Origin of the sequence: Bernardetia sp., assembly GCF_020630935.1 — a bacterium.
GTDB lineage: Bacteria > Bacteroidota > Bacteroidia > Cytophagales > Bernardetiaceae > Bernardetia.
This window is the reverse complement of the sequence record NZ_JAHDIG010000006.1, coordinates 13,090-32,907: the sequence shown is the minus strand read 5'-3', so window position 1 is coordinate 32,907 and position 19,818 is coordinate 13,090. Positions and strand designations below refer to the sequence as shown.

General features: G+C 34.1%; 15 protein-coding genes. 4 read left to right on the top strand and 11 right to left on the bottom strand.

Annotation, left to right across the window (positions count from 1 at the left end; genetic code table 11):
• The first annotated feature begins 29 nt into the window (after window positions 1-29).
• Complete coding sequence (gene phaC / locus QZ659_RS03065; protein ID WP_291721669.1) at window positions 30-1,109, top strand: class III poly(R)-hydroxyalkanoic acid synthase subunit PhaC; 1,080 nt, start codon at window positions 30-32, stop codon at window positions 1,107-1,109.
• Between the two features lie 160 nt (window positions 1,110-1,269).
• Here the strand turns inward: phaC and QZ659_RS03060 are convergent, their stop codons facing one another.
• The 8 genes from QZ659_RS03060 to lnt form a co-directional block, all read right to left on the bottom strand.
• Entirely contained in the window at window positions 1,270-1,629 is a 360-nt protein-coding gene (locus QZ659_RS03060; protein ID WP_291721668.1) for a hypothetical protein, read from the bottom strand.
• Between the two features lie 62 nt (window positions 1,630-1,691).
• Window positions 1,692-2,978, bottom strand: a complete 1,287-nt coding sequence (locus tag QZ659_RS03055) for a DUF5103 domain-containing protein (protein ID WP_291721665.1) — start codon at window positions 2,976-2,978, stop codon at window positions 1,692-1,694.
• A gap of 12 nt (window positions 2,979-2,990) precedes the next feature.
• Window positions 2,991-3,833: a hypothetical protein gene (locus QZ659_RS03050; RefSeq protein ID WP_291721663.1), complete on the bottom strand. Its 843-nt coding sequence runs from the start codon at window positions 3,831-3,833 to the stop codon at window positions 2,991-2,993.
• A gap of 7 nt (window positions 3,834-3,840) precedes the next feature.
• Window positions 3,841-4,290, bottom strand: coding sequence for a DinB family protein (locus tag QZ659_RS03045; protein ID WP_291721661.1), 450 nt, complete (start codon window positions 4,288-4,290; stop codon window positions 3,841-3,843).
• Between the two features lie 325 nt (window positions 4,291-4,615).
• Window positions 4,616-6,550: an asparagine synthase (glutamine-hydrolyzing) gene (gene asnB, locus QZ659_RS03040; protein ID WP_291721659.1), complete on the bottom strand. Its 1,935-nt coding sequence runs from the start codon at window positions 6,548-6,550 to the stop codon at window positions 4,616-4,618.
• A 144-nt stretch (window positions 6,551-6,694) separates the two neighbouring features.
• Window positions 6,695-11,113, bottom strand: a complete 4,419-nt coding sequence (locus QZ659_RS03035; RefSeq protein ID WP_291721656.1) for a T9SS type A sorting domain-containing protein — start codon at window positions 11,111-11,113, stop codon at window positions 6,695-6,697.
• A gap of 157 nt (window positions 11,114-11,270) precedes the next feature.
• Window positions 11,271-12,191 (bottom strand): 1,4-dihydroxy-2-naphthoate polyprenyltransferase, encoded by a 921-nt coding sequence (locus QZ659_RS03030; protein WP_291721654.1) that lies wholly within the window; start codon window positions 12,189-12,191, stop codon window positions 11,271-11,273.
• Window positions 12,192-12,282: 91 nt separating this feature from the next.
• Window positions 12,283-13,971 (bottom strand): apolipoprotein N-acyltransferase, encoded by a 1,689-nt coding sequence (gene lnt, locus QZ659_RS03025; protein ID WP_291721652.1) that lies wholly within the window; start codon window positions 13,969-13,971, stop codon window positions 12,283-12,285.
• Between the two features lie 183 nt (window positions 13,972-14,154).
• Between lnt and QZ659_RS03020 the strand changes: the two genes are divergently transcribed.
• On the top strand, window positions 14,155-14,862 hold the full coding sequence (locus tag QZ659_RS03020; protein ID WP_291721650.1) for a hypothetical protein: 708 nt from the start codon (window positions 14,155-14,157) through the stop codon (window positions 14,860-14,862).
• A gap of 142 nt (window positions 14,863-15,004) precedes the next feature.
• Window positions 15,005-15,541 (top strand): DUF6913 domain-containing protein, encoded by a 537-nt coding sequence (locus QZ659_RS03015; RefSeq protein WP_291721649.1) that lies wholly within the window; start codon window positions 15,005-15,007, stop codon window positions 15,539-15,541.
• Between the two features lie 89 nt (window positions 15,542-15,630).
• On the opposite strand, the gene QZ659_RS03010 is transcribed toward QZ659_RS03015, so the two are convergent.
• From QZ659_RS03010 to QZ659_RS03000, 3 genes are all read right to left on the bottom strand, one after another.
• Window positions 15,631-16,200 (bottom strand): hypothetical protein, encoded by a 570-nt coding sequence (locus QZ659_RS03010; protein WP_291721647.1) that lies wholly within the window; start codon window positions 16,198-16,200, stop codon window positions 15,631-15,633.
• Window positions 16,201-16,328: 128 nt separating this feature from the next.
• Window positions 16,329-17,015: a LytR/AlgR family response regulator transcription factor gene (locus QZ659_RS03005; protein ID WP_291721645.1), complete on the bottom strand. Its 687-nt coding sequence runs from the start codon at window positions 17,013-17,015 to the stop codon at window positions 16,329-16,331.
• 141 nt (window positions 17,016-17,156) lie between these two features.
• The gene (locus tag QZ659_RS03000) at window positions 17,157-17,777 is read right to left on the bottom strand and encodes a riboflavin synthase (RefSeq protein ID WP_291721643.1); all 621 of its coding nucleotides are present in this window, start codon (window positions 17,775-17,777) and stop codon (window positions 17,157-17,159) included.
• Window positions 17,778-18,281: 504 nt separating this feature from the next.
• Between QZ659_RS03000 and QZ659_RS02995 the strand changes: the two genes are divergently transcribed.
• Window positions 18,282-19,772, top strand: coding sequence for an MORN repeat-containing protein (locus tag QZ659_RS02995; RefSeq protein ID WP_291721641.1), 1,491 nt, complete (start codon window positions 18,282-18,284; stop codon window positions 19,770-19,772).
• Window positions 19,773-19,818: the final 46 nt, after the last annotated feature.

Sequence of the window (19,818 nt, the reverse complement as noted above, 5' to 3'; positions counted from 1 at the left end):
GAGTGTGCTACACACAAACTAAAAAAATTATGGCAAATCCTAAGCATGAAAACATACAAACTAACGTGTATGAGAGCTTTACAAAAGAAATTACAGAACAAACTGAAAAACTTGTAAAAGGCTACCAACTTTTGAGTGATGTAGAAGAAGTAGATGTTGCTACAGCAGAAAAAGAAATTGTTTGGAGTGAAGACAAAGTGAAACTATACCGTTATGCATCTAAAAAACGTAGCCTCAAAACTCCACTTCTCATTTCATACGCACTTGTCAATCGTTTTGATATGATGGACTTGCAAGCCGACCGTAGTTTTATCAGAAATTTGCTAGACAATGGAATAGATATTTATCTCATAGATTGGGGCTATCCTTCTCGTGTAGATAGATATTTGACAATGGAAGATTACATCAATGGCTACATCAATTCTTGTGTTAATTTTATCCGAAAAGAACATGGTATTGATAAAATCAACTTATTAGGCGTCTGCCAAGGTGGTACATTTTCCACAATTTATACAGCTCTCAATCAAGACAAAATCAAAAACCTAATTACACTGGTTGCTCCATTTGACTTTAACACCGACGACGGATTACTTTTCAAGTGGTCAAGAGATTTGGATGTAGATAAAGTAGTAGATGGAAACGACGGACTCGTACCAGGTGAGTTTTTGAATATGGGTTTTGATATGTTGAAGCCTCTTAGCAAGTTCAAGAAAATGGCAACCATTACAAATATTATGGAAGATAAAGCCAAACTGATGAACTTCCTCAGAATGGAACAATGGGTAGGCGACAGTCCTTCGCAAGCTGGAGAATGTTATCGTAAATTTATTAAAGATTTATACCAAGAAAATAAACTTATTAAAGGAGAATTTGAACTAGGAGGAAAAAAAGTAAATCTACAAGACATCAAAAATCCAGTCTTGACAATTTATGCCTCTGCTGACCACTTAGTACCCCCTTCTGCTACCAAACCATTAAACGACCACGTAGGAACAAAAGATAAAACCTTGTATGAGTTTCCAGGTGGACACATTGGCGTTTTTGTAGGTGGACGTTCACAGAAAGAACTTGCGCCTAAAGTTTCGGAGTGGTTGAAAGAGAGAGACTAACTTTTGAATAGAATTAAGTTTTTGTGAGGAAAATTTTTAGAAAATCGCTTGTTCCATTTTTTAGAATAAGCGATTTTTTATTTATAATTTTCAAAATATTCTTCTGCTCTGTCAGAAATCACTTTTCGGCTTTTAATTTTCTCTCGGTTTAACTATCCAGTTAAGATAACCAAAGAGAACTTTTAGAATATCTCATAAAGAACCAACCTTGGTGTTCTCTCATCCTAAAACCTTGACATTTCTTTTCCAAATATATCTTCTCATAAGTTATCTTAGGAAGATGTGCTATAGTTTCCGTAACTGCAATATCTACTATTTCAAAGTCCTCATCTGTAGGAATAGTTTTCAGATACACATAAGTAAATAAGTTACCTTCATCGTAATCAAATGCTATCGCAACTACATTATCATTTACTGCTCCTAGAAAGCCCTTTTGATAAGCTGCCATTATCTCTTGTGTTTCCATTTTATTTTCTGTTGTGAGGATATAAAAATAAGTCTGTCCTTTGAGATTTAACAAATTTATAGTAGCATGGTTTTTACATCGAATAGCCTTATCAAACTCAAGCATAATGATGCAAATTAAATCTTCCTATACCCTACCAAATAATCTGTTCGGCTACTCATCGGACGGTAATAAATGAAAACATCATAAGCGTTTTCTGTCTGGAAATAATTATTTTCTAGTGGAGAATAATCAATTTCTTTTTTCTGATTGACTGTGGTGTAGAAATAATTATAAATACCTTGCTTCAACAATACTTCGGCTGTGTAATATCCTCCTTCATTGACATAACGCATCTTGAAAAGTGGGTTGATTTTCCAGTCTGTCAATCCTCCAATAACATAGACATCGTTATCTAATTTTTGAGATTTCAACACAAAATTTACATACGCATAATCAGCTTCTGTGGTAGATTGCTCTGGGCGTTGGCTGTTTTCCACATAAAACTGTCCGTTGAAGTCTTCTAAGCGAGTTCCATAGGCTAAATCAGCTCTTGATTTTTCTCGTTGAAGAAAAACATGGTCGGCATCTTTCTGATAGCGTACACTATCTACGCCCCAGCCAAATTTTCGTTGTGTACGAATATCAAATAATCTAAACTCATTACTTCCCAAAAAACGCTGCGATTCGGTAAGCGAAGAAAATTCTAATGTTTTTTGAAAGTCTTTTACAAAAGTAGGCTGCAAATCATAAATGGCATTGTCCCAACGATAATTTTGCCTTACCACTACACTAATTTGCTGATTCGGATTTACTACGCCCTTCACACCTGTATAATTTACAGAGAGTTTAAACTGCTGATAAATAAGTGAACTCTGTCCCCCAACGGCTGGAATTTGTTCAAACCCTACACTCGTTTTCTCTTCAAAAACCATAAAACGCTTAGTCAAGATTAGGTTTTCTTCATCTTCAAAAAATACTTTTACCACATAATTTCCAGAAATCTTCACTCGTGGAATTTGAAATTTGTAATGTACAAAAGGCACTTTCGTATTGATAGAAAAGTCGTAATCACGAATTAGAAAATCATTATAGACACTCAAATATTCCATATCTGGTAGTGTGCTTTCTGTCCAATCCGATTCGCAGCGAATAATTTTAGCTTTATAAACTCTAGCATCGCTGGCTAGTTCATCAAAGGTAAGAAGCAAAGTTTGCTGTGAGAGTGGAACAACAGGCTGTGAGAGTTGGGCAGCTTGTAAGTTGGTTTGTCTTGGAAACAACCGAACCGTTTTGATATAAGGGTCGTACACAAAATCCTCTGTTCGGAACGACATATCTTCATAATAGCTTTCTGTATTTTGAGCTACTATAAGATTTGATAAAAATAGTAGGGGTAGTAATGCAAATAACTGAATTTTCATTGGGTATTTTTTTTACTGATAATTTTCAAAATATGCTTCTGCTTTATCAGAACTCATTTTTTGGCTTTTGATTTTAGTTTTTTCTCCGTTTTTTATTACAAACTCTTCTAAAATTTGTCCTCCTTCTGCATGATTATACGATTTTTCTAAACTCCTTATCTTTACTAAACTATCACCTTGCCATTTATTGATAATTTTGTGGTGTGTACAACAATTTCCTCCATCTATAAAAGAAATGACTGTTTTGTTTTTCTCGTTGATAAGTAGTTCATAGGTAGAGTTCGTTTCAGTTATTCTCTCAAAATTTGAATCCATTATTATTAAATAATCAGCTATCATTCTATTAGCAAACCAAGGGCGTTGAAGCAGAATATCTGCCTTTCCATCAAAATTTATATCTCGTTGTTGAACTTCTGAGTTTCTCCAGCTCATTTCACTAAATTCAAATTGATTTTTTAACTCAAACTTGTCGTTATGTTTTACATACAGATATGTTGGAGTTTTTAAAGAATCTAATAAATCTGGATACATACTCTCAATAAAAGCAAAATCAGAAAAACCATTTTTTGCTGCTGAGTACATTGCAAAAGTAAATTCATTTTTTATAATTGTATCCTTATCAAACTTGACAACATTCAACAAGTCCACTATAGAATCTAATGATACATGAAAGAGAGAATCAAACTCGGCATCGTTATAGTTTTCAAAATTAGTGGGTTCATTTGTTGTAACAACGCTCTCTGTTTGTTTCTGTTCTTCTGTGAAATATGGTTGTTTATTATTAACAACAGACTTTTTCGTACAAGAAAAAAACAATACCAAAATCAGTAAAAATAATAAAATGTAGGATTTCATTTGGTATTTATTTGTCCAATAATCTTCTATGATAATTGATTTGTCCTAGATGATAATTGAGGTGAGCATGTAAATGCAAAAGTAAGAATGCTGTGGTTTGTTTTTCTGTAAACTTTGGAATTGTTGTTTCAACATGTAATTCTTCTTCCGTCAATGAATTTATAGAAGCATCAACAATCTTTGTTACCTCATCTAGCTTTTCGCTGAGTTCTTTTTTAGAGATATTTTTTTGAGAAAATTCTAGTTCTCTTTGTCTGACGTATCCTGTTTTTCCTATTCCTTCACCAATAAAATGATTAAGGTTTCCTATAAGATGCAAACAAAGATTACCAGCAGAGTTGAGGATTTCTCCATCTAGTTTCCACATATTTTCTTCATTTTTGTAGCTTTCAATTTCTACTTTTACTTTTTGTATATCTCTTTCAAAAAGAGAACGTATAGTTTGTTTGAGTTTCATTTTTTTATATTTTGTAATATATTTATTGAAGTTGTTTAAAAATTGAGAAAAACAAATATTTAAAGCCTACTCTAGCAAAACAATGTCAGTACCAATAAATGTATAAAGTATATTAACGTGAACTTGGGATTAACAATAAGGTTTTTATTTGTTTAAAACAGATTATATATAGTTTTTGGTCTGCTCTAATGAGACTGACCTAACTTAATTAAGGTCAGTACCGATATACAAAAAACATACTATAACGTATTGATAATCAATAAATATAATCCCGACTTCACGTTATATTAGCTTCACTTGCTTTCAAGTCTTAACTAATTTTATTTTAAAATTCTTCTTCTTCCTCAATTACTTTCTGCAAATCGTACTTTTTCCACCATTCTTGGAAAACGATAAATGCCCAAACGTGGTTTTGGTCATAATCTGTGCCTTGCTTTACTTTTTGCTTTAAATTTTCTGTATAAACTGGACTAAAAATGCCTTGTTCTTGTATAAAATCTCTGTCCAAAGACTGTTCCACCAGTGGCTTTAGAAGGGTTTGAAAACCTTTTGCTAAAGGAACATCAAAACCGTGTTTGCTTCGGTTGTAAAGTTCAGCAGGAAGAATAGACTTAAAGGCATCTTGCACAATTCGCTTCTTGATTTTCGGATTGATTTTATAATTTTCTTGCAAACCAAAAGCAAAGTTTACAACGTTATGGTCAAGAAAAGGAACACGCACCTCTAGCGCATGCGCCATCGAAAACTGGTCTGCCTTATGAAGCATGTCATTAGGCAAAAGTAAATTCATATCAGCATAAAGCATTTCATTAATATCTCTTTTCTGCTGTTCTGAAATGAATTTTGTGAAGTCTTTTTTTCGATTTTGAAATGTATTGCCTTCATTAGACCACTCAAAAACATCAGATTGAAAGATATTTTGAACATTTTGTTCATCAATAAAACTACTCAAAAACCAATAGCGTTCTTGCTTAGATAATTGTGCAGCTTTTGCAAAACGATGAAGTTGTCTGAATTTATTTCCCCAAAATGAATTTCTTGATTTGGGTAGTTTTTCTAAAAATCCTAAGTTATTTTTTATCAAATTTTCTTTCCAACCTGCATTTCTGACTTTGTACTCCCCCAAATATTTATTGTAACCTGCAAAAAGTTCATCGCCACCATCACCAGAAAGAGCTACCGAAGCTGTCTTTTTCGTGTGCTTGCTCAACACATAAAACGGAATTGCCGAAGAATCTGCAAACGGTTCACTTAAAAATGGTAACATTTCAAAAACGGCATCAAAAATATCGTTATTCGAAAGCGTAAAAACAGTATGATTGGTATTGAATTTTTTAGCTACTAGATTTGCATAACTTGTCTCATCAAACAAAGGCTCATCTTTATAACCTATTGAAAACGTATTGAGGTGTTGCGTATGGCGTGTGGCAAGTGCAACAATAGCCGAAGAATCTGTTCCTCCACTCAAAAAAGAACCAATCGGAACATCAGAAATTAAGCGTTTTTTGACAGAGTCCTCTAAAAGTTCTAGCAGTTTTTTCTGTGCATCATCATAAGAAAGAGATTCATAACTTTGATTTTCGTAGCTTTTTGGAATTTCGTAGTATTTTTCTAACTGAACTTCTTTCTTTTTTATTTTGAGATAATGCCCAGCAGGGAGTTTATAGACATTTTCAAAAATCGTATGAGGTGCAGGAATATAATGCAGCGAAAAATACAAACGAACACTTGCCCAGTCTATTTTCTTTGGAAAACGATACGCCATTAGTGATGCCATTTCAGAAGAAAAAACAAACTTGTCTTCGTCGTGATAGTAGAGAAGTGGTTTTATTCCAATTCTATCACGAGCAATAAAAATAGATTGTTCTTGATTGTCATAGACAGCAAAAGCAAAAAAGCCATTGATTTTTTCTAGACACTTTTCTTTAAAGCGAATATAAAGCTGTAATAAAACCTCTGTATCTCCTTCAGTTTCAAATTCTACATCACTCAAAAATTCTTTTCGAAGCTGCTGAAAATTATAAATCTCTCCATTAAAGACGATAGTATAACGCTCATCTTTGCTGCTCATCGGCTGATTTGCCTCCGAAGATAAATCTAAAATAGACAAACGACGATGCCCCAAGCCTACAAAAAAATCGTTGTAAAGGCGTTGTGCATCTTGTCCACGATGTTCTAGTCTTTCTGTGGCTTCCTGCAAACGCACAAGCGAAAAACGACCAATTTCATTAAACGCAAAAATTCCTGTTATTCCACACATATTTGAGTTATCAGTTTTCAGTAAACAGTTATCAAAGTCAAACCTTTGAGCTACACTTATAAATCAAATCTACTAAAAATAATCCATAAAAAATGGTTCAAATTTTAAGGCTTGAACCATTTTTATGTTGTTTATAAATGTAGATTACTCTACTACAATTTTTTCTACGACTCTACCTTTTTCGCTATTATTGCTTGAAAGAGGCTCTAACTGAATGATGTACATTCCTTTTCTTAGATTTGGAAACGGAGTGGTATAAGTTTGTCTATCAAAACTAATTATCCAGTTTTTAATGCTTCTTCCTGCCATATCGTATAAAATAGCATTCCATTCTCCACTCAAGCCTTCAATATTTAAGTTTTGTCCAGAAGAAACTGGATTTGGATATATTTTTATTTCTAAATCCTTATCTCTTCTAAATACGATTGTGTTGCTTAGAGTTTGGGTTTCATCTATATCTACTTGCTTCAATCTATAATACATCACTCCTGTCCAGTCTTCATAATCATAGGTTTGATATTCTGTTACTTGATTGGAAAATGTTTTGCCTTGAATAACATCAATCGTTACAAACTTCTCTCCGTCTTGACTACGTTGCACTTCAAAATAAGCGTTATCTCGCTCTGAAGCTGTCGCCCAGTCTAATCGTACTTTGTCACTTTCATCTTTTCCTACAAATCTTAATAATTCCACAGGCAGTGGGTCAAAACAACTAGAAATGGTATAAGGCCCTAAAAAATTATTATTGTATTCACATTCTGCCACCGAAGTATTAGGTAATACAATAGGTGCACCTGGTGTACTTGTTCCAGCATCATTGAGTACTACATACACATTAGCAGGGTCACTTGTAAGAGGAAAAGAATATGTGTATTCCCTTTGTTCTCCAACAGCGAGTCCATCATTTATGGCAAAAGTACTGAGGTTTGACCAAGAAGCACCTTGAGGATTTTCACTATAGAAAGTAATCGGATATTGCACTACTACATCAGCATCTCCTTGATTTTCTATGTCTATTGTAAAAGTAACTTCGGCTGGACAGTTACCTAAATCAATAGCACCATCATCTACATCTACTAAAGCTACAATATCAGCAGAAGGAATGAATGGATCAGTAGAATTACTAAGTGGACGCTGTGCCATATAGTTATTCAATGGAGGTGCAACAGTTTCAAAGTTTTGAGGAGAAATAACAGCAGGGATTGTCAAGTCACCATTGATATTTGTAATATTATAATTTACTTGATTCCATAAATCACGAGAAGGCAACCAAGGAATATTAGAAGACTGGTAAATTATTACCCTTCCATTACAGGAAGCTATGATTTCAGTTTGTCCATCGTCGTTTACATCACCAATTGTAGGGATTTCCATTCCTGTACCACTATTACAAGCAGGAAAACCAGAAACATCTGAATCAAAATAGACATCACCACTAGCTCCTTGAAAAACTCGTACTTTTGTTTCATCACGATATACAAGGTTAGCAAAACCATTTCCTAGAAAATCAAACGAAGAAAGTCCAGTAGTTCCAGAGTTATCTGTAGTTGGTAGTGTCCACATAGGTTGTAGATTACCTCCATTTATGGCTGCTGTATCTACATCATTAAACATTACTACACCACGTTCTTTAGTTACTCCAAATTCATTTCTTCCATCATTATCAAAATCATTAATTGTTGGAATACCAGAATAAGGACTAGTTCCTCCAACTCCTTCTACACCATTTATAAAAACTCCAGCATTATAACTTCTCAAATCAAAGACATTAGAAAGTAGTGCGCTTGTTTGAATATCCCAAACATAAATTCTACCATATCCTGAGACAACTGCATCAATATCTCCATCATTGTCCATATCTGCAACTGACATTACTGCATCTACAAAACCTCCTGTAAGTGGAACTGGAGCTACTGCAACAGGAGTTATTGTATTGGTTGCAATATTTACAGAATACACTGTGTTTCCTGCCAATAATTCTAACCCTGCACAATCTGTACAAAAAGCATCTGGCAGCACATCAGCAGCATTTGAAATTTGAAATATAGGAGCTCCTGTATCTCTAGGGTCTCCATCTGGGTTACCTGCTCCTACATACCCTAACCATTGTCCTGTTTGAGCATTAAAGATAGTTCCTCCTGTATAAACTTCTGGTATTCCATCTTCATTGAAATCAGTCAAGTTAGTGTTTGCACGGTCAGTATTAGCAACTCTTCTAGCTGCTACTGGGTTTATCGTAGCATCATCTGTTCTCCATTCCAATTCAAACGCTGGTATGGTATAGTTATATTGATAACAAGCCAAAGGGTTATTAGCACCACTCAATACATAAAAGAATTCTATGTAAGGATCTCCATCCACATTTGCCATAGTTAAAAGACTTGTTGCTCCATCAGGAGTAAGAAGTCCAGATTGCTCATATTCTACATCTGGATTCCCATCATTTCTTGGATTCAAAACACTAATAATACCATTATCTCCTAAAACAACTATTTCCCTTTCTCCATCATTATCTACATCTCCAAAAATAGGAGTCTGATAACCAATATTATTTCCATTTACTGGAATAACTTTAAATTGGAAAAGCTGAAATTCTCCTGGGTCTGTAATTTGAAAAACACAATCATTACAATCTATATCTCCATCATCAATACTACCATCCTCATCATCATCTATACTATTATTACAATCTTCTGGTGGCACAGTAATACTGGCACATTGTTCCCCAGATATAGGACTTTCTATACCACAGGCATTCACTTGTGTAATTCTAAAACAAGTGGCTGGTGGTGAGGGAAACAAGCCTGGAACTACTACTGATGTAGTAGATGCATTTATACCAGTTGTGGCTACAAGAGTTGCAGTAGCTGGAACAGGATCTCCATCTCTATAAGTATATACCCTTATTTCTCTTATTTCAGGGTCTCCACTAGCATCAAATGTGAGTGTAACACGTCCATTTGGGGAGGGTAAAGTAACTGGAGCAGCTCCTGTGAGGTTCATCACAGCAGGAGCAATACCATTAGAAGGAATAGCTGTGTCGCTACCCTCACAAGGAGACTCGTTATCTGTCAGCGTAACAGGTACTAACCTAAAATAATATAATCTACAATTTGTAAGCCCAGTAATTGTAGTAGAAATTGTTGTTGGGTCTGTAATAGTAGCTAATAAAGTTGTAGGATTATTAGTTTGTCCTCCATACACTCTATACTCTTGAAAATTAGCTAATCCTGGATTGTTCCAGTTTAGATTTACTTCTCCTGATATACCTGTAGGAGTTGCTGTAAGTGTTATGGCAGAGCCTAAGGCTTGTCCTATTGTGAGAAATTCATTGTCATTTACAGCTACACTCGCTTGATAGATAGAAGATGTACCTACTTGAGTAAGATTAGTTACAGTAGCTCCAGTAGTAAAATCTCCATCTCCATCTGTAAAGATAGCTAACTGACAACCTACCCCTCCAGGTAGTTGGGAGACATCTACTCTAAAATTTACTGTACCAATAGTACCAGTTCTGTCTAGTCGCCACGTTCTTGGAATACGCTCATAACCTGTAACTGAATTTGTAGTTGTATAGCTTGCTGAAGAAGCATTATTGTGTCCTGCAAAAAGATAAGAGTTATTACTAATGGTGCTGACTGCATTTATTTCTAATAGGGATGATGCAGATGTTAGGTGTACATTTGTTCCTGTTGTTTTTCCTACACCAATAACATTATGAAAGTAAGGCTGTGCAGTAGCAGCATCGTGTGAGTAAAAATCATTTTGTGTAAGTGTAACATTATATTTAGCAGATAAATAGTTTTCTACTACAATTCTTTCAGCTGGATTCAAAACTCTATCATATACAATAATTTCTGCTATATCACCTCCAAACCTGTGGTCAATAGTAAAATTACTTGCAAGAGTACTGATACGCTGATTAGTCATAGCTTGTGTATTTTCAAACTCCACAGAAAGCACTTCAAACTGATTATATGTCCATTGTTGAGTATTAGTATTTGCAGCAAATCCAGTAAAGTTTGCAGCATTTATTCCGTACCTTGCCCTTGCTGCGCCAGCTCCATCAAAACTAAACCCTCTGTTATTTCCTCCTGTACGAGCATCTAAAGCTATTTGAACTTGTGATGGATTATAGTCTCCCCAAATCTGACCTAAATCAGTATTGACTTGTGTAGTAGAAGAGGTACGATATACGGCAAAAACTGTGCGTGCATTATAAGAATAAGCATCATCATATTGAGAGCCAGCTGTAGTATTGAGTCCATTAAAACGAACTACAGGAAATGTATTTGCTATACTAGATTGATACAGACCACGTACTCCATCGCCAACTCCATTTGAATTAGCAGCAGTGCGACCATGCCCAGAAGCATCTGTAAAGTTTGTTGCTGTTCCATCTGCTGGAGCTGGTGTGATAGCATTAGCACGAAGCCAAAGTTGGAGAGGTGCTGTACCAGTATTTGTTCCTACTCCACCAGGACCTGTTTGAGAATATGCAGAGAAGGATAAGAAGGCAAGAAGCAAAGTAAAAAGTAGCTTGCTTTTATATAAGAATTTCATCGTAATAAAATAGAAAAGTTGTTTCAAAACACATGATAGTTCAATAGTTATTAAAATTAACAATTTCTATGCAAAAACTGCTTTTAGGCAGGAATAAATTGTTGATTTATAGTTATATTGAACAAAATAATATTTTTCTGCTGTATATTGTTAAGGCTTAGTCTATCAAAAAACTAATTCCAAAAAGAACCACAAAAAGAAGTGTAGAAAGAGCTAATTGTTTTAGAAGTGGGTCAAGTTGCATATCTTTTCTTTTGAAAACTTGAATGATGTTATTGATAAACAAAGGCAAAGTAATTAGAAATACAAAATTTATAGGATTTTGATACTTCAAAAACAAGAAAAAGAACACACAAATCCAAGCCAAACTAATCACAAGAGCGTGATAAATACTTGCCTTTTCTTTGCCCAAACGTACAGGAATAGAGTTTTTTCCAGCTAAAATATCGGATTTTATATCTCTGATATTATTTAGATTCAATACTCCAACAGCAAATAACCCACACGAGGTAGCAGGTAAGAAAATATCCCAAGAAATAGTTTGAAAATCTGTGTATGCTTGTGCTTGCAAAAAATACGTTCCTCCACCAGCAACCCAACCAAAGAAAATCAAAACAGCAATATCTCCCAAACCCATATATCCGTATGGTTTTTTCCCTGCTGTGTAGAGAATCGCCCCAGCGATACAGAAAAGTCCTAATAATAGAAAGAAACCTAACGTTTTTAGGCTACTTTCTTTTTCAAAATCTATCGCTACAATTAAGAGTAAAACACCACTCAAAAAAGATAAAATAGAAAATAAAACTACAGCTTTTTTCATTTGCGAAGAGCTTATTTTTCCTTCTTGTACGGCACGCTTAGGACCTACTCGGTCTTTATGGTCTGCACCGTGAATGCTATCTCCATAATCATTGGCGTAATTTGACAGAATCTGTAATAAAACAGCCGTCAGAATAGTCAGAGAAGCAATTTTTATATCAAAATATCCATTTATGGCAGCTAAAAAACAACCCATCAACATACTTGCTAGTGCTAAAGGAAGTGTTCGTAATCGGGCTGCTTCTATCCAATGTTTCATAATTTTTTGAATGTATTAATGTATGTCAAAAGGCTTGCCTTTGACTAATGTTGTATATTCTTTCAAAGACGAACCTTTGAACTACTAAAAATTACTGTCTCAACTTTCTTACAAAAGCTGATATAAAGAAAAAGACAGCTAAAAAACCTGCTAACCTGCCTAAATAATCGCCGTGAAGAGTGTAAAAAGTGATTTCGTTATTTAGCTTTACTTTGTATTTCAATGCAGTCTGTTCTCCATAATTACTTCTTGAAATATCTTTTCCTGTTTGGTCTATAAATCCAGAAATTCCTGTGTTGGCTGCTCGTGCTACACTTCTGCGTGTTTCGATGGCACGCAAGGCAGACAACGCCCAAAGCTGACGAGGAGCTGGCGTATTTCCCCACCAACCTTCATTTGTAGGAACAACAATTACGTTTGCACCATTTTGAGCATATTCTGTACAAAATTCTCCATAAACGGCTTCCCAACAGATAGCAGGAGCTACTTTTGCTTTTGAATTAGGAGAAGTAAAAACTCCTCTATAATCTTGTGTTCCAAGTGTTCCCATAATATCTACAAACAGAAGAGAAGCACTTTGATTAGGCAAAATCATTTTGATAGGATTAGTTTCTGCTCCAATAACAAGTTTAGATTTATGATAAAATGAAATCGAATCTTTCACAAAAGGCGCAAACTGAACGGCTGCGTTATACATATCGTAATACGAACCTCCATTAGACTGTCGTGCTGTCTTGGGAATGGTATCGCTTTCTGTATAAAACTTATATGTGTCTGCTCCAGCAATCAGAATGAGATTATTCTCTCTACAAAAATCAAAAATGGGTTCTAAATCTGGCTGACTTGTATAATTGTACTCTGTCGAATTTTGATGAAACGCTGTTTCTGGAAGAACAATATACTTTGTAGAATCAGTCATAACACTCTTAGCTAAATCGATGTAACGCTGAATTTGGTCTTTGAAAGAAATGTGGTTTGTAGCAGGTTCACCCGTTTTAGGATTGCGAGAAAATTTTTCATTGTAACAGTCTAAATTAGGTTGAAGAACTGCCATTTCTACTGAGTCTAAGTTTTTCATTTCTTCATCATTGTAACTTGCATAAATTCCGTAAGAAATTCCTATCGGAACTAAAATCCAAACTAAATATGCCCCTACTTTAATATCTTGCTTTATAAAAACGTGATGTCCTAAAATATTTGCCAGCAAAATCCAAATACTCCCTCCTAATGCTCCTGTATATTCGTACCATTGCGCCCACATCGGAACTTCGCCAAGTGCATTGCCAAGATTCATCCAAGGATAAGACAAAACCCAATTTAGATGAACATATTCAAAAAATAACCAACACGAAACAAGCGATAGATAATTGATAAACCCTACTGAAAAACGCCTCGTAAAGACATAAAAAATAATGGGTAGAAGTTGTAAAAAAGCATTCAATAAAAACACACCAATTACTCCCACACTAAGCGCATTCCAAAGCCACCAATAGACACCTACATTCCAAACAATAAAATAAATCCAGATAAAAAAGCATAAGCGAGTAAAATACTTCTTCTTTTTTGTAGTGGTTGTATCTGCTTTCTGTTTTTCATTTTTATCAAAATAAAATTCTATCAGTTCCATCATAGGAATGAGTCCGACAAAAAGCAAAGGAGAAAATGGAAAATACCATCCCAAAGCCATCAAAATCCCTCCTAAAATAGATAGTGAGAGAGCATAGTATTTCTTTCGACGATAATTTTCTATATGTGCTTGAAATGACAAGAGAGACAGCATTTTTTTAAATTTATATTTTAGTAGGTCAAAGGCGAGCCTTTTATAGATCCAAATGGATTTGAAGTTACAAATTTAACCAAACCAATTTGAATTGATTTTCATGCAAGCTAAAATTAAGAGAAATTGTTTTTTGATATAGAATTTGATAGATTTCTATAGCCAAAACCATCAATCATTTTCTCTATGAAGTTTTTTCTCACAACTCTACTGATTTTAGTTTTCCAAAATGTATTTGCTCAAACTTATGAGTATGATATTAATGGAAGAAGTTTTGAAGATTCTATTTCCAAGAATTCAGAATACGATATGTCAGACGATATAATAGTAATAAGAAAAGATGGAATAGAGTATGCTTTTGAAAGAGTAGCCTCTAATGAAAGAAGAAAACCCAACTTTGAAAATACTGATTTGGATAGCAACTACATCTACCATAAAGTAGCTGAAGGAGAAAGCACAGAATATCTCCTTGAACTCTACCAGATTTGTGCACCTTGTTTTGCAAAGTGGAATAATTTTGAGTTTGAATACAGAGAATTTCCTATCGTAGGAGAAACTAGAAAACTCAGAACAATTCCTGATGTTGCAACAGAAATAATATTTGAATATTTGAAAGGATTTAAACTTTATGAAGGAGAGTATTTGAAAGTAGCCTTGAGAAAAGACTATCAAAAGGGATTTCCTACCAAACCAAGAAAACGATATTTCTATTATACTACAAAAAAACAAATGAGTATTTATGATATTCCAAGAATAAATGGAATAACTAATTACGAGTTAATAGAATTAATACAAAAAAATAAATTAGATGATATTTACATCATTCCTAACAATATACAGCTAATTATTGGAGAAATGGAATACAAATATGCTTGTCCGTGTGGTGATAGATAAAACAGATTTATTGTACAAAACACTTGAAAAACAACAAATCAAGGATAAATAAAGTTAATAAACTAGCTAATCACTTTTCAGCATCGGAAAGTTAGATTTGAAAGTAGTATTTTTGTAGCCTTTTACTAGCTTTTTGAAGACAATGAATCAATTACTCTACCCTATTAAAAATTATTTAGTTAGTCGTAAGAATAGAAAAATTCGTCCTTCGACCTCCAAACACTACACACTTCCCTATGAAGAAGCACAGCATTTTGGGATTTTACTACTTATAGAAAATGCAGAGGATGCCAAACAAATCGCTCCTATCGTTGAAAAACTTCAAAAAGACAAGAAAAAAGTAGAGGTCATACTCTTCCAAACAAAAAAAATTAAGGAAGAACTACAAGTTCCGTATCGCTTTTTCTTGGTAAACTCAGAACAAATGGATTGGAATGGAAATATGGATGTAGTGGCAGTACAAAAATTTATCTCAACCGAATTTGATTATCTTTTCTGTATTAGTAACCAACACGTTGCACTTTTTGAACGCATCTTGTTACTTAGTAAAGCAAAATGTAGAGTGGGAGCGCATATTATTGGAAAAGAATTTTTGTATGAATGGATGGTATTTAGAGAAGAAGAAAATACCTTGGCAAGTCTTGCTAAGAATATATTGGCTTCTGTTAGCACGATTTAGAATGTAAGTGTTCTTCTATTGATGTAAAAAAACGATTTAACAAAAAATGCTAAATCGTTCTGTATTTCATTTACTGTTTCTATTCTATATTATGCGTTTTGCTTTTCAGCAGCATATTCTAGAACATCTTCTTCTGTTGGAGAGATTTTAGCAAATTTGAATCCTTCATAAATAGCAATTCCGTAGAAAAGTAAGTCCATAGGTCTTATATTAGAGATAAAACTATCTACTCCTACACTAAAATCAACTAATCCGAATACTTCAAAATAGCCAACACTAAACTCTTTCGCTGAAATTCCATACATAGCAAGAAAATTACCTAAGGCACAGCCTACTAGAGCAAAGACAGCTCCTATGATGCTGAAAGGCATATCTACTCCTTTTCCTAAAAAACGCACAGCAAAACCAACCAAAATACCAACACCAATTGCCATATAGCCAATTTGCCAGCCTGTTGCTACTGTTACTACTGCCCAAAGTGCTGCGCCAATAATAGCACCTCCAATACCTCCCAATACTCCTAACCCTAGATTCTGTTCTCTACGAAGTTTATTGAGATATTCTGTTTCAATATTTGGGTCTATGAAAGATCCTTGAGTAGTTTGACCTGTTGCAGTTGTATCTTGATACGATTCATTTTTTTCAAATTCTTTTTCCATTTCGTGTAGGTTTTTGCACACTATATGTGTACAGATGAGTAAGTATAAAGTAATAAAACTACAAATAACAAAAAAAAAGTTCAGATATTTCTATCCAAACTTAATTTTTATTCAAAAAATGCTATTCTTTACAAAAGATTCAGTTTCTTCATAAAGCGATTTTTATAAGATGCTCCAATCGGAATAGTTTTGCTTGGCATCACTACACTTGTGTCTTCAATGCTTGTTATTTTAGTAAAATTGACAATATACGAACGGTGTACACGTATGAAATCAGATTCAGGCAGTTTTTTCTCCAAGCCTTTCATTGTAGAATGAATAATATATTTTCGCTTATCTGTATTGATGATTACATAATCTGATAATGCCTCAATAAAATATACATCACTTAGGCGCAAACGCACAATTTTGTTATCTGCTTTAATAAAAACTTCGTCTTGGTTTTCAACTGTTACGTTAGAGGCTTTTAGGTTGGCTTCTGCTTTTCCAACAGCTTTCAAAAAACGAGCATAATTTACTGGCTTGACCAAATAATCGGTTACATTGTGTTCGAAGGCTTCCACAGCATAACTAGCACGAGAAGTAACCAAAATAATCTGTGGCATATCATCCAACGTTTTCATAAGGTCTAGTCCTGTCATTTCAGGCATCTCAACATCTAAGAAAACAATATCGACTTCTTTTGTTTTGATGACCGTGAAAGCATCAGCAGCATTGTCTTTTTCATCCAGAACTGTAAGACCATCCGTCTTATTGACAAAATGCTTGATTACGTTGCGTGAAAATTCGTCGTCATCTACAATTAAACAATTCATATAGTATAGGCTTATAGTTTTTTATCCTAAACGACGGCTTTAATCCTCGTTTACGGTTTGGAAATTCTTTAAATAATGTCTTTGAATAAATGGAAAGTTAGTCAAAATCAGAATAAATTCGTAATTTTTAATTCCTAATTCTCAATTTTTATTCATGTGTTTTTCAAAAAGGAGTTTCATATATTTTCCAACAATGTCAAATTCAAGATTGATGGTATCTCCTACTTTTAGTTTGTGATAGTTCGTATGTTGATAGGTATAGGGAATAATAGCGACGCTAAAACTTCCTTTTTTTGTTTCCGAACCACTCTCTGAATCTACAACAGTTAAACTTACTCCATTTGTACAGATAGAACCCTTTTCTACTGTAAAGTTCCCTTTGTCTTCATATTCAAAATAAAAACGCCAACTTCCATTTTCATCTACTATTTTTACACAAGTAGCCGTTTGGTCGACGTGTCCTTGTACGATATGTCCATCAAAACGCCCATTGGCAGGCATACAGCGTTCTAAATTGAGTTTTGAACCTGCAGCCCAGTTTCCCAAATCTGTTTTTTGGAGCGTTTCTTCTATAGCAGTTACAAAATGCCTGTTTTTGTTTTTATCTACTTCTGTAACCGTGAGGCAAACACCATTATGCGCCACGCTTTGGTCGACTTTAAGCTCATTAGAAATAGCAGATTCAATTTCAAAAATCTGATTTGTTCCTTCTTTTTTTATGGAAATAAGAGTTCCTATCTCTTCAATAATTCCTGTAAACATAATTTAATTGATAATTAGCTTCGCTGAACTAGCATTTGACAATGAAAAGTTGATACTTTTTACTGCCATTGTCAGTGTCTTTACCGACGATGATTATGAAATTTAATTTTTTCTAAAAATACAAATAGAACTTATTAAGGTCAGACTCGTTTACTCTATTAGAACAATAATTGTTATATGTTTTGTAGATTAAATTGAATATTTTTGTTGTAGTAAGAGCAAAACAAAGTATTCATAATTTTGCTAACAGTTTGTAAATAAACTCGTTATATTTTAAAGTACCAGTTGTATTTAAACAACTATTTATCCTTTAATGAAACCTATTATTCTATCCTGTTTAATTTGAATATTTTTACTTTTTCCATTTCTAGAAAAAATAATTTAGACACAAAAATACATAAAAATGATAGTTCTATTTTTCCTAAAATAGTTAGTTATCAACATATTTTTTTCTGTCTTGTTTTTGTTTTCTGTTTTTGCTTTTCCTCTTTAGCAACAAACCTATTGACAAATACGGTAGATGGAGATAATTTGTTCAAACTTATAGGAAAATCGAAAACTGACCCATTGGTTAGAGAGTTTTTGAATAAACTAGGTATTAGAGACCAAGCTCTTAGTTCTTCTTCCGTTTGGACATATTCAAAAGACGGCATACGAATAGGTTTTTATAAAGAAGATATCATTGACAAAATTATGTTGTATGATAATACCTACTCTGTCAATGATAAAAAATTTGCAGCCTACTCTAGCAAACTACCAAAAAATCTAACTTGGAACGACACCAAATCTTCTAGTATTTTAAAACTAGGTGCACCTTCTAAAGACAACGCCAACTATATGGAATATGATAATTTACCAGTCGAAGTTGTGCTATATTATACAGGTTCACGTATTAAATCAAGGTTACGAGGTATTTTGTTACGATTTAAACACTGCATTGCTGGAGACTGTCAGAACGGAGAAGGAATTTATGTGGAAAGAGACGGCTCTCGTTATGAAGGAGAGTGGAAAGATGGCAAACGCCACGGAAAAGGAAAACTCGTTTATACAAATGGCGTAACAAAAACAGGATTTTGGGAAACAGGAAATTATAGAGGACAAGATTTTTTTACCTCCAATGGCTTGTATGACCTCTTAGGCAAACACAAAGACAGTGAAGAGGTAAAATCTGCCAGCAACAGACAGAAGAAAGGCTACCAACAAATACACCTTGCCTACGACCATTTTAAATATGTTTTTAATAATAACAAACTCCGTTTTTATTTCAATGATTATGGCTATTTGTATAAAGTAGCTGTCAATAAATCAGGATTTGGAGAAGTTTCTCATCCCCTAACAGAAAAAGTTACTCCTTACTCTGACCAAAATTATGTTGCCTATATTATGGGGTCTCCCTACAAAAAATATACATATCGTACAGGTTCGACGTGGCTCTACAAAGACCAAAAATTTGATTTACGAGTTCAGTTTACTAAAAACGGCATTATGGATGGCATAGATGTTACTCTCAACGACGATGATATTTTGGTAGATGCAAGTAAAGGCACATGCAAAACTGGCGATTGCCAAAATGGGTTTGGAGAACTCATATCAGAAGCAGGACGCTATGTAGGTAAATTTAAAGATGGAAAATTTGACGGGCAAGGAACAATGTATTATTCATCTGGAGGCTATTACAAAGGAAATTTTTCTAAAGGCATGAGAGATGGCAGAGGAACTTATATTTGGTCTGACAACAGCAAATATATTGGACAATGGAAAAATAATCAAAAACACGGAGTGGGAGCAATGTATTATCAGAATAGAAGTCGCTACGAAGGACAATGGTATCAAGACCAACGTCACGGAGAGGGTTCAATGTACTATCCAAATGGCGAACATTATATTGGAGCATGGTCTTATAACTCACAGACTGGAAAAGGAACACTCTACAAAACCAATGGACAAAAACAAATAGGCATTTGGCAGAATGGAAGACTAAAAACAGCTTTGTAAGATTGCATATTTACTAAAGCAAGCAAAAAAAATAGGACAAGATGAT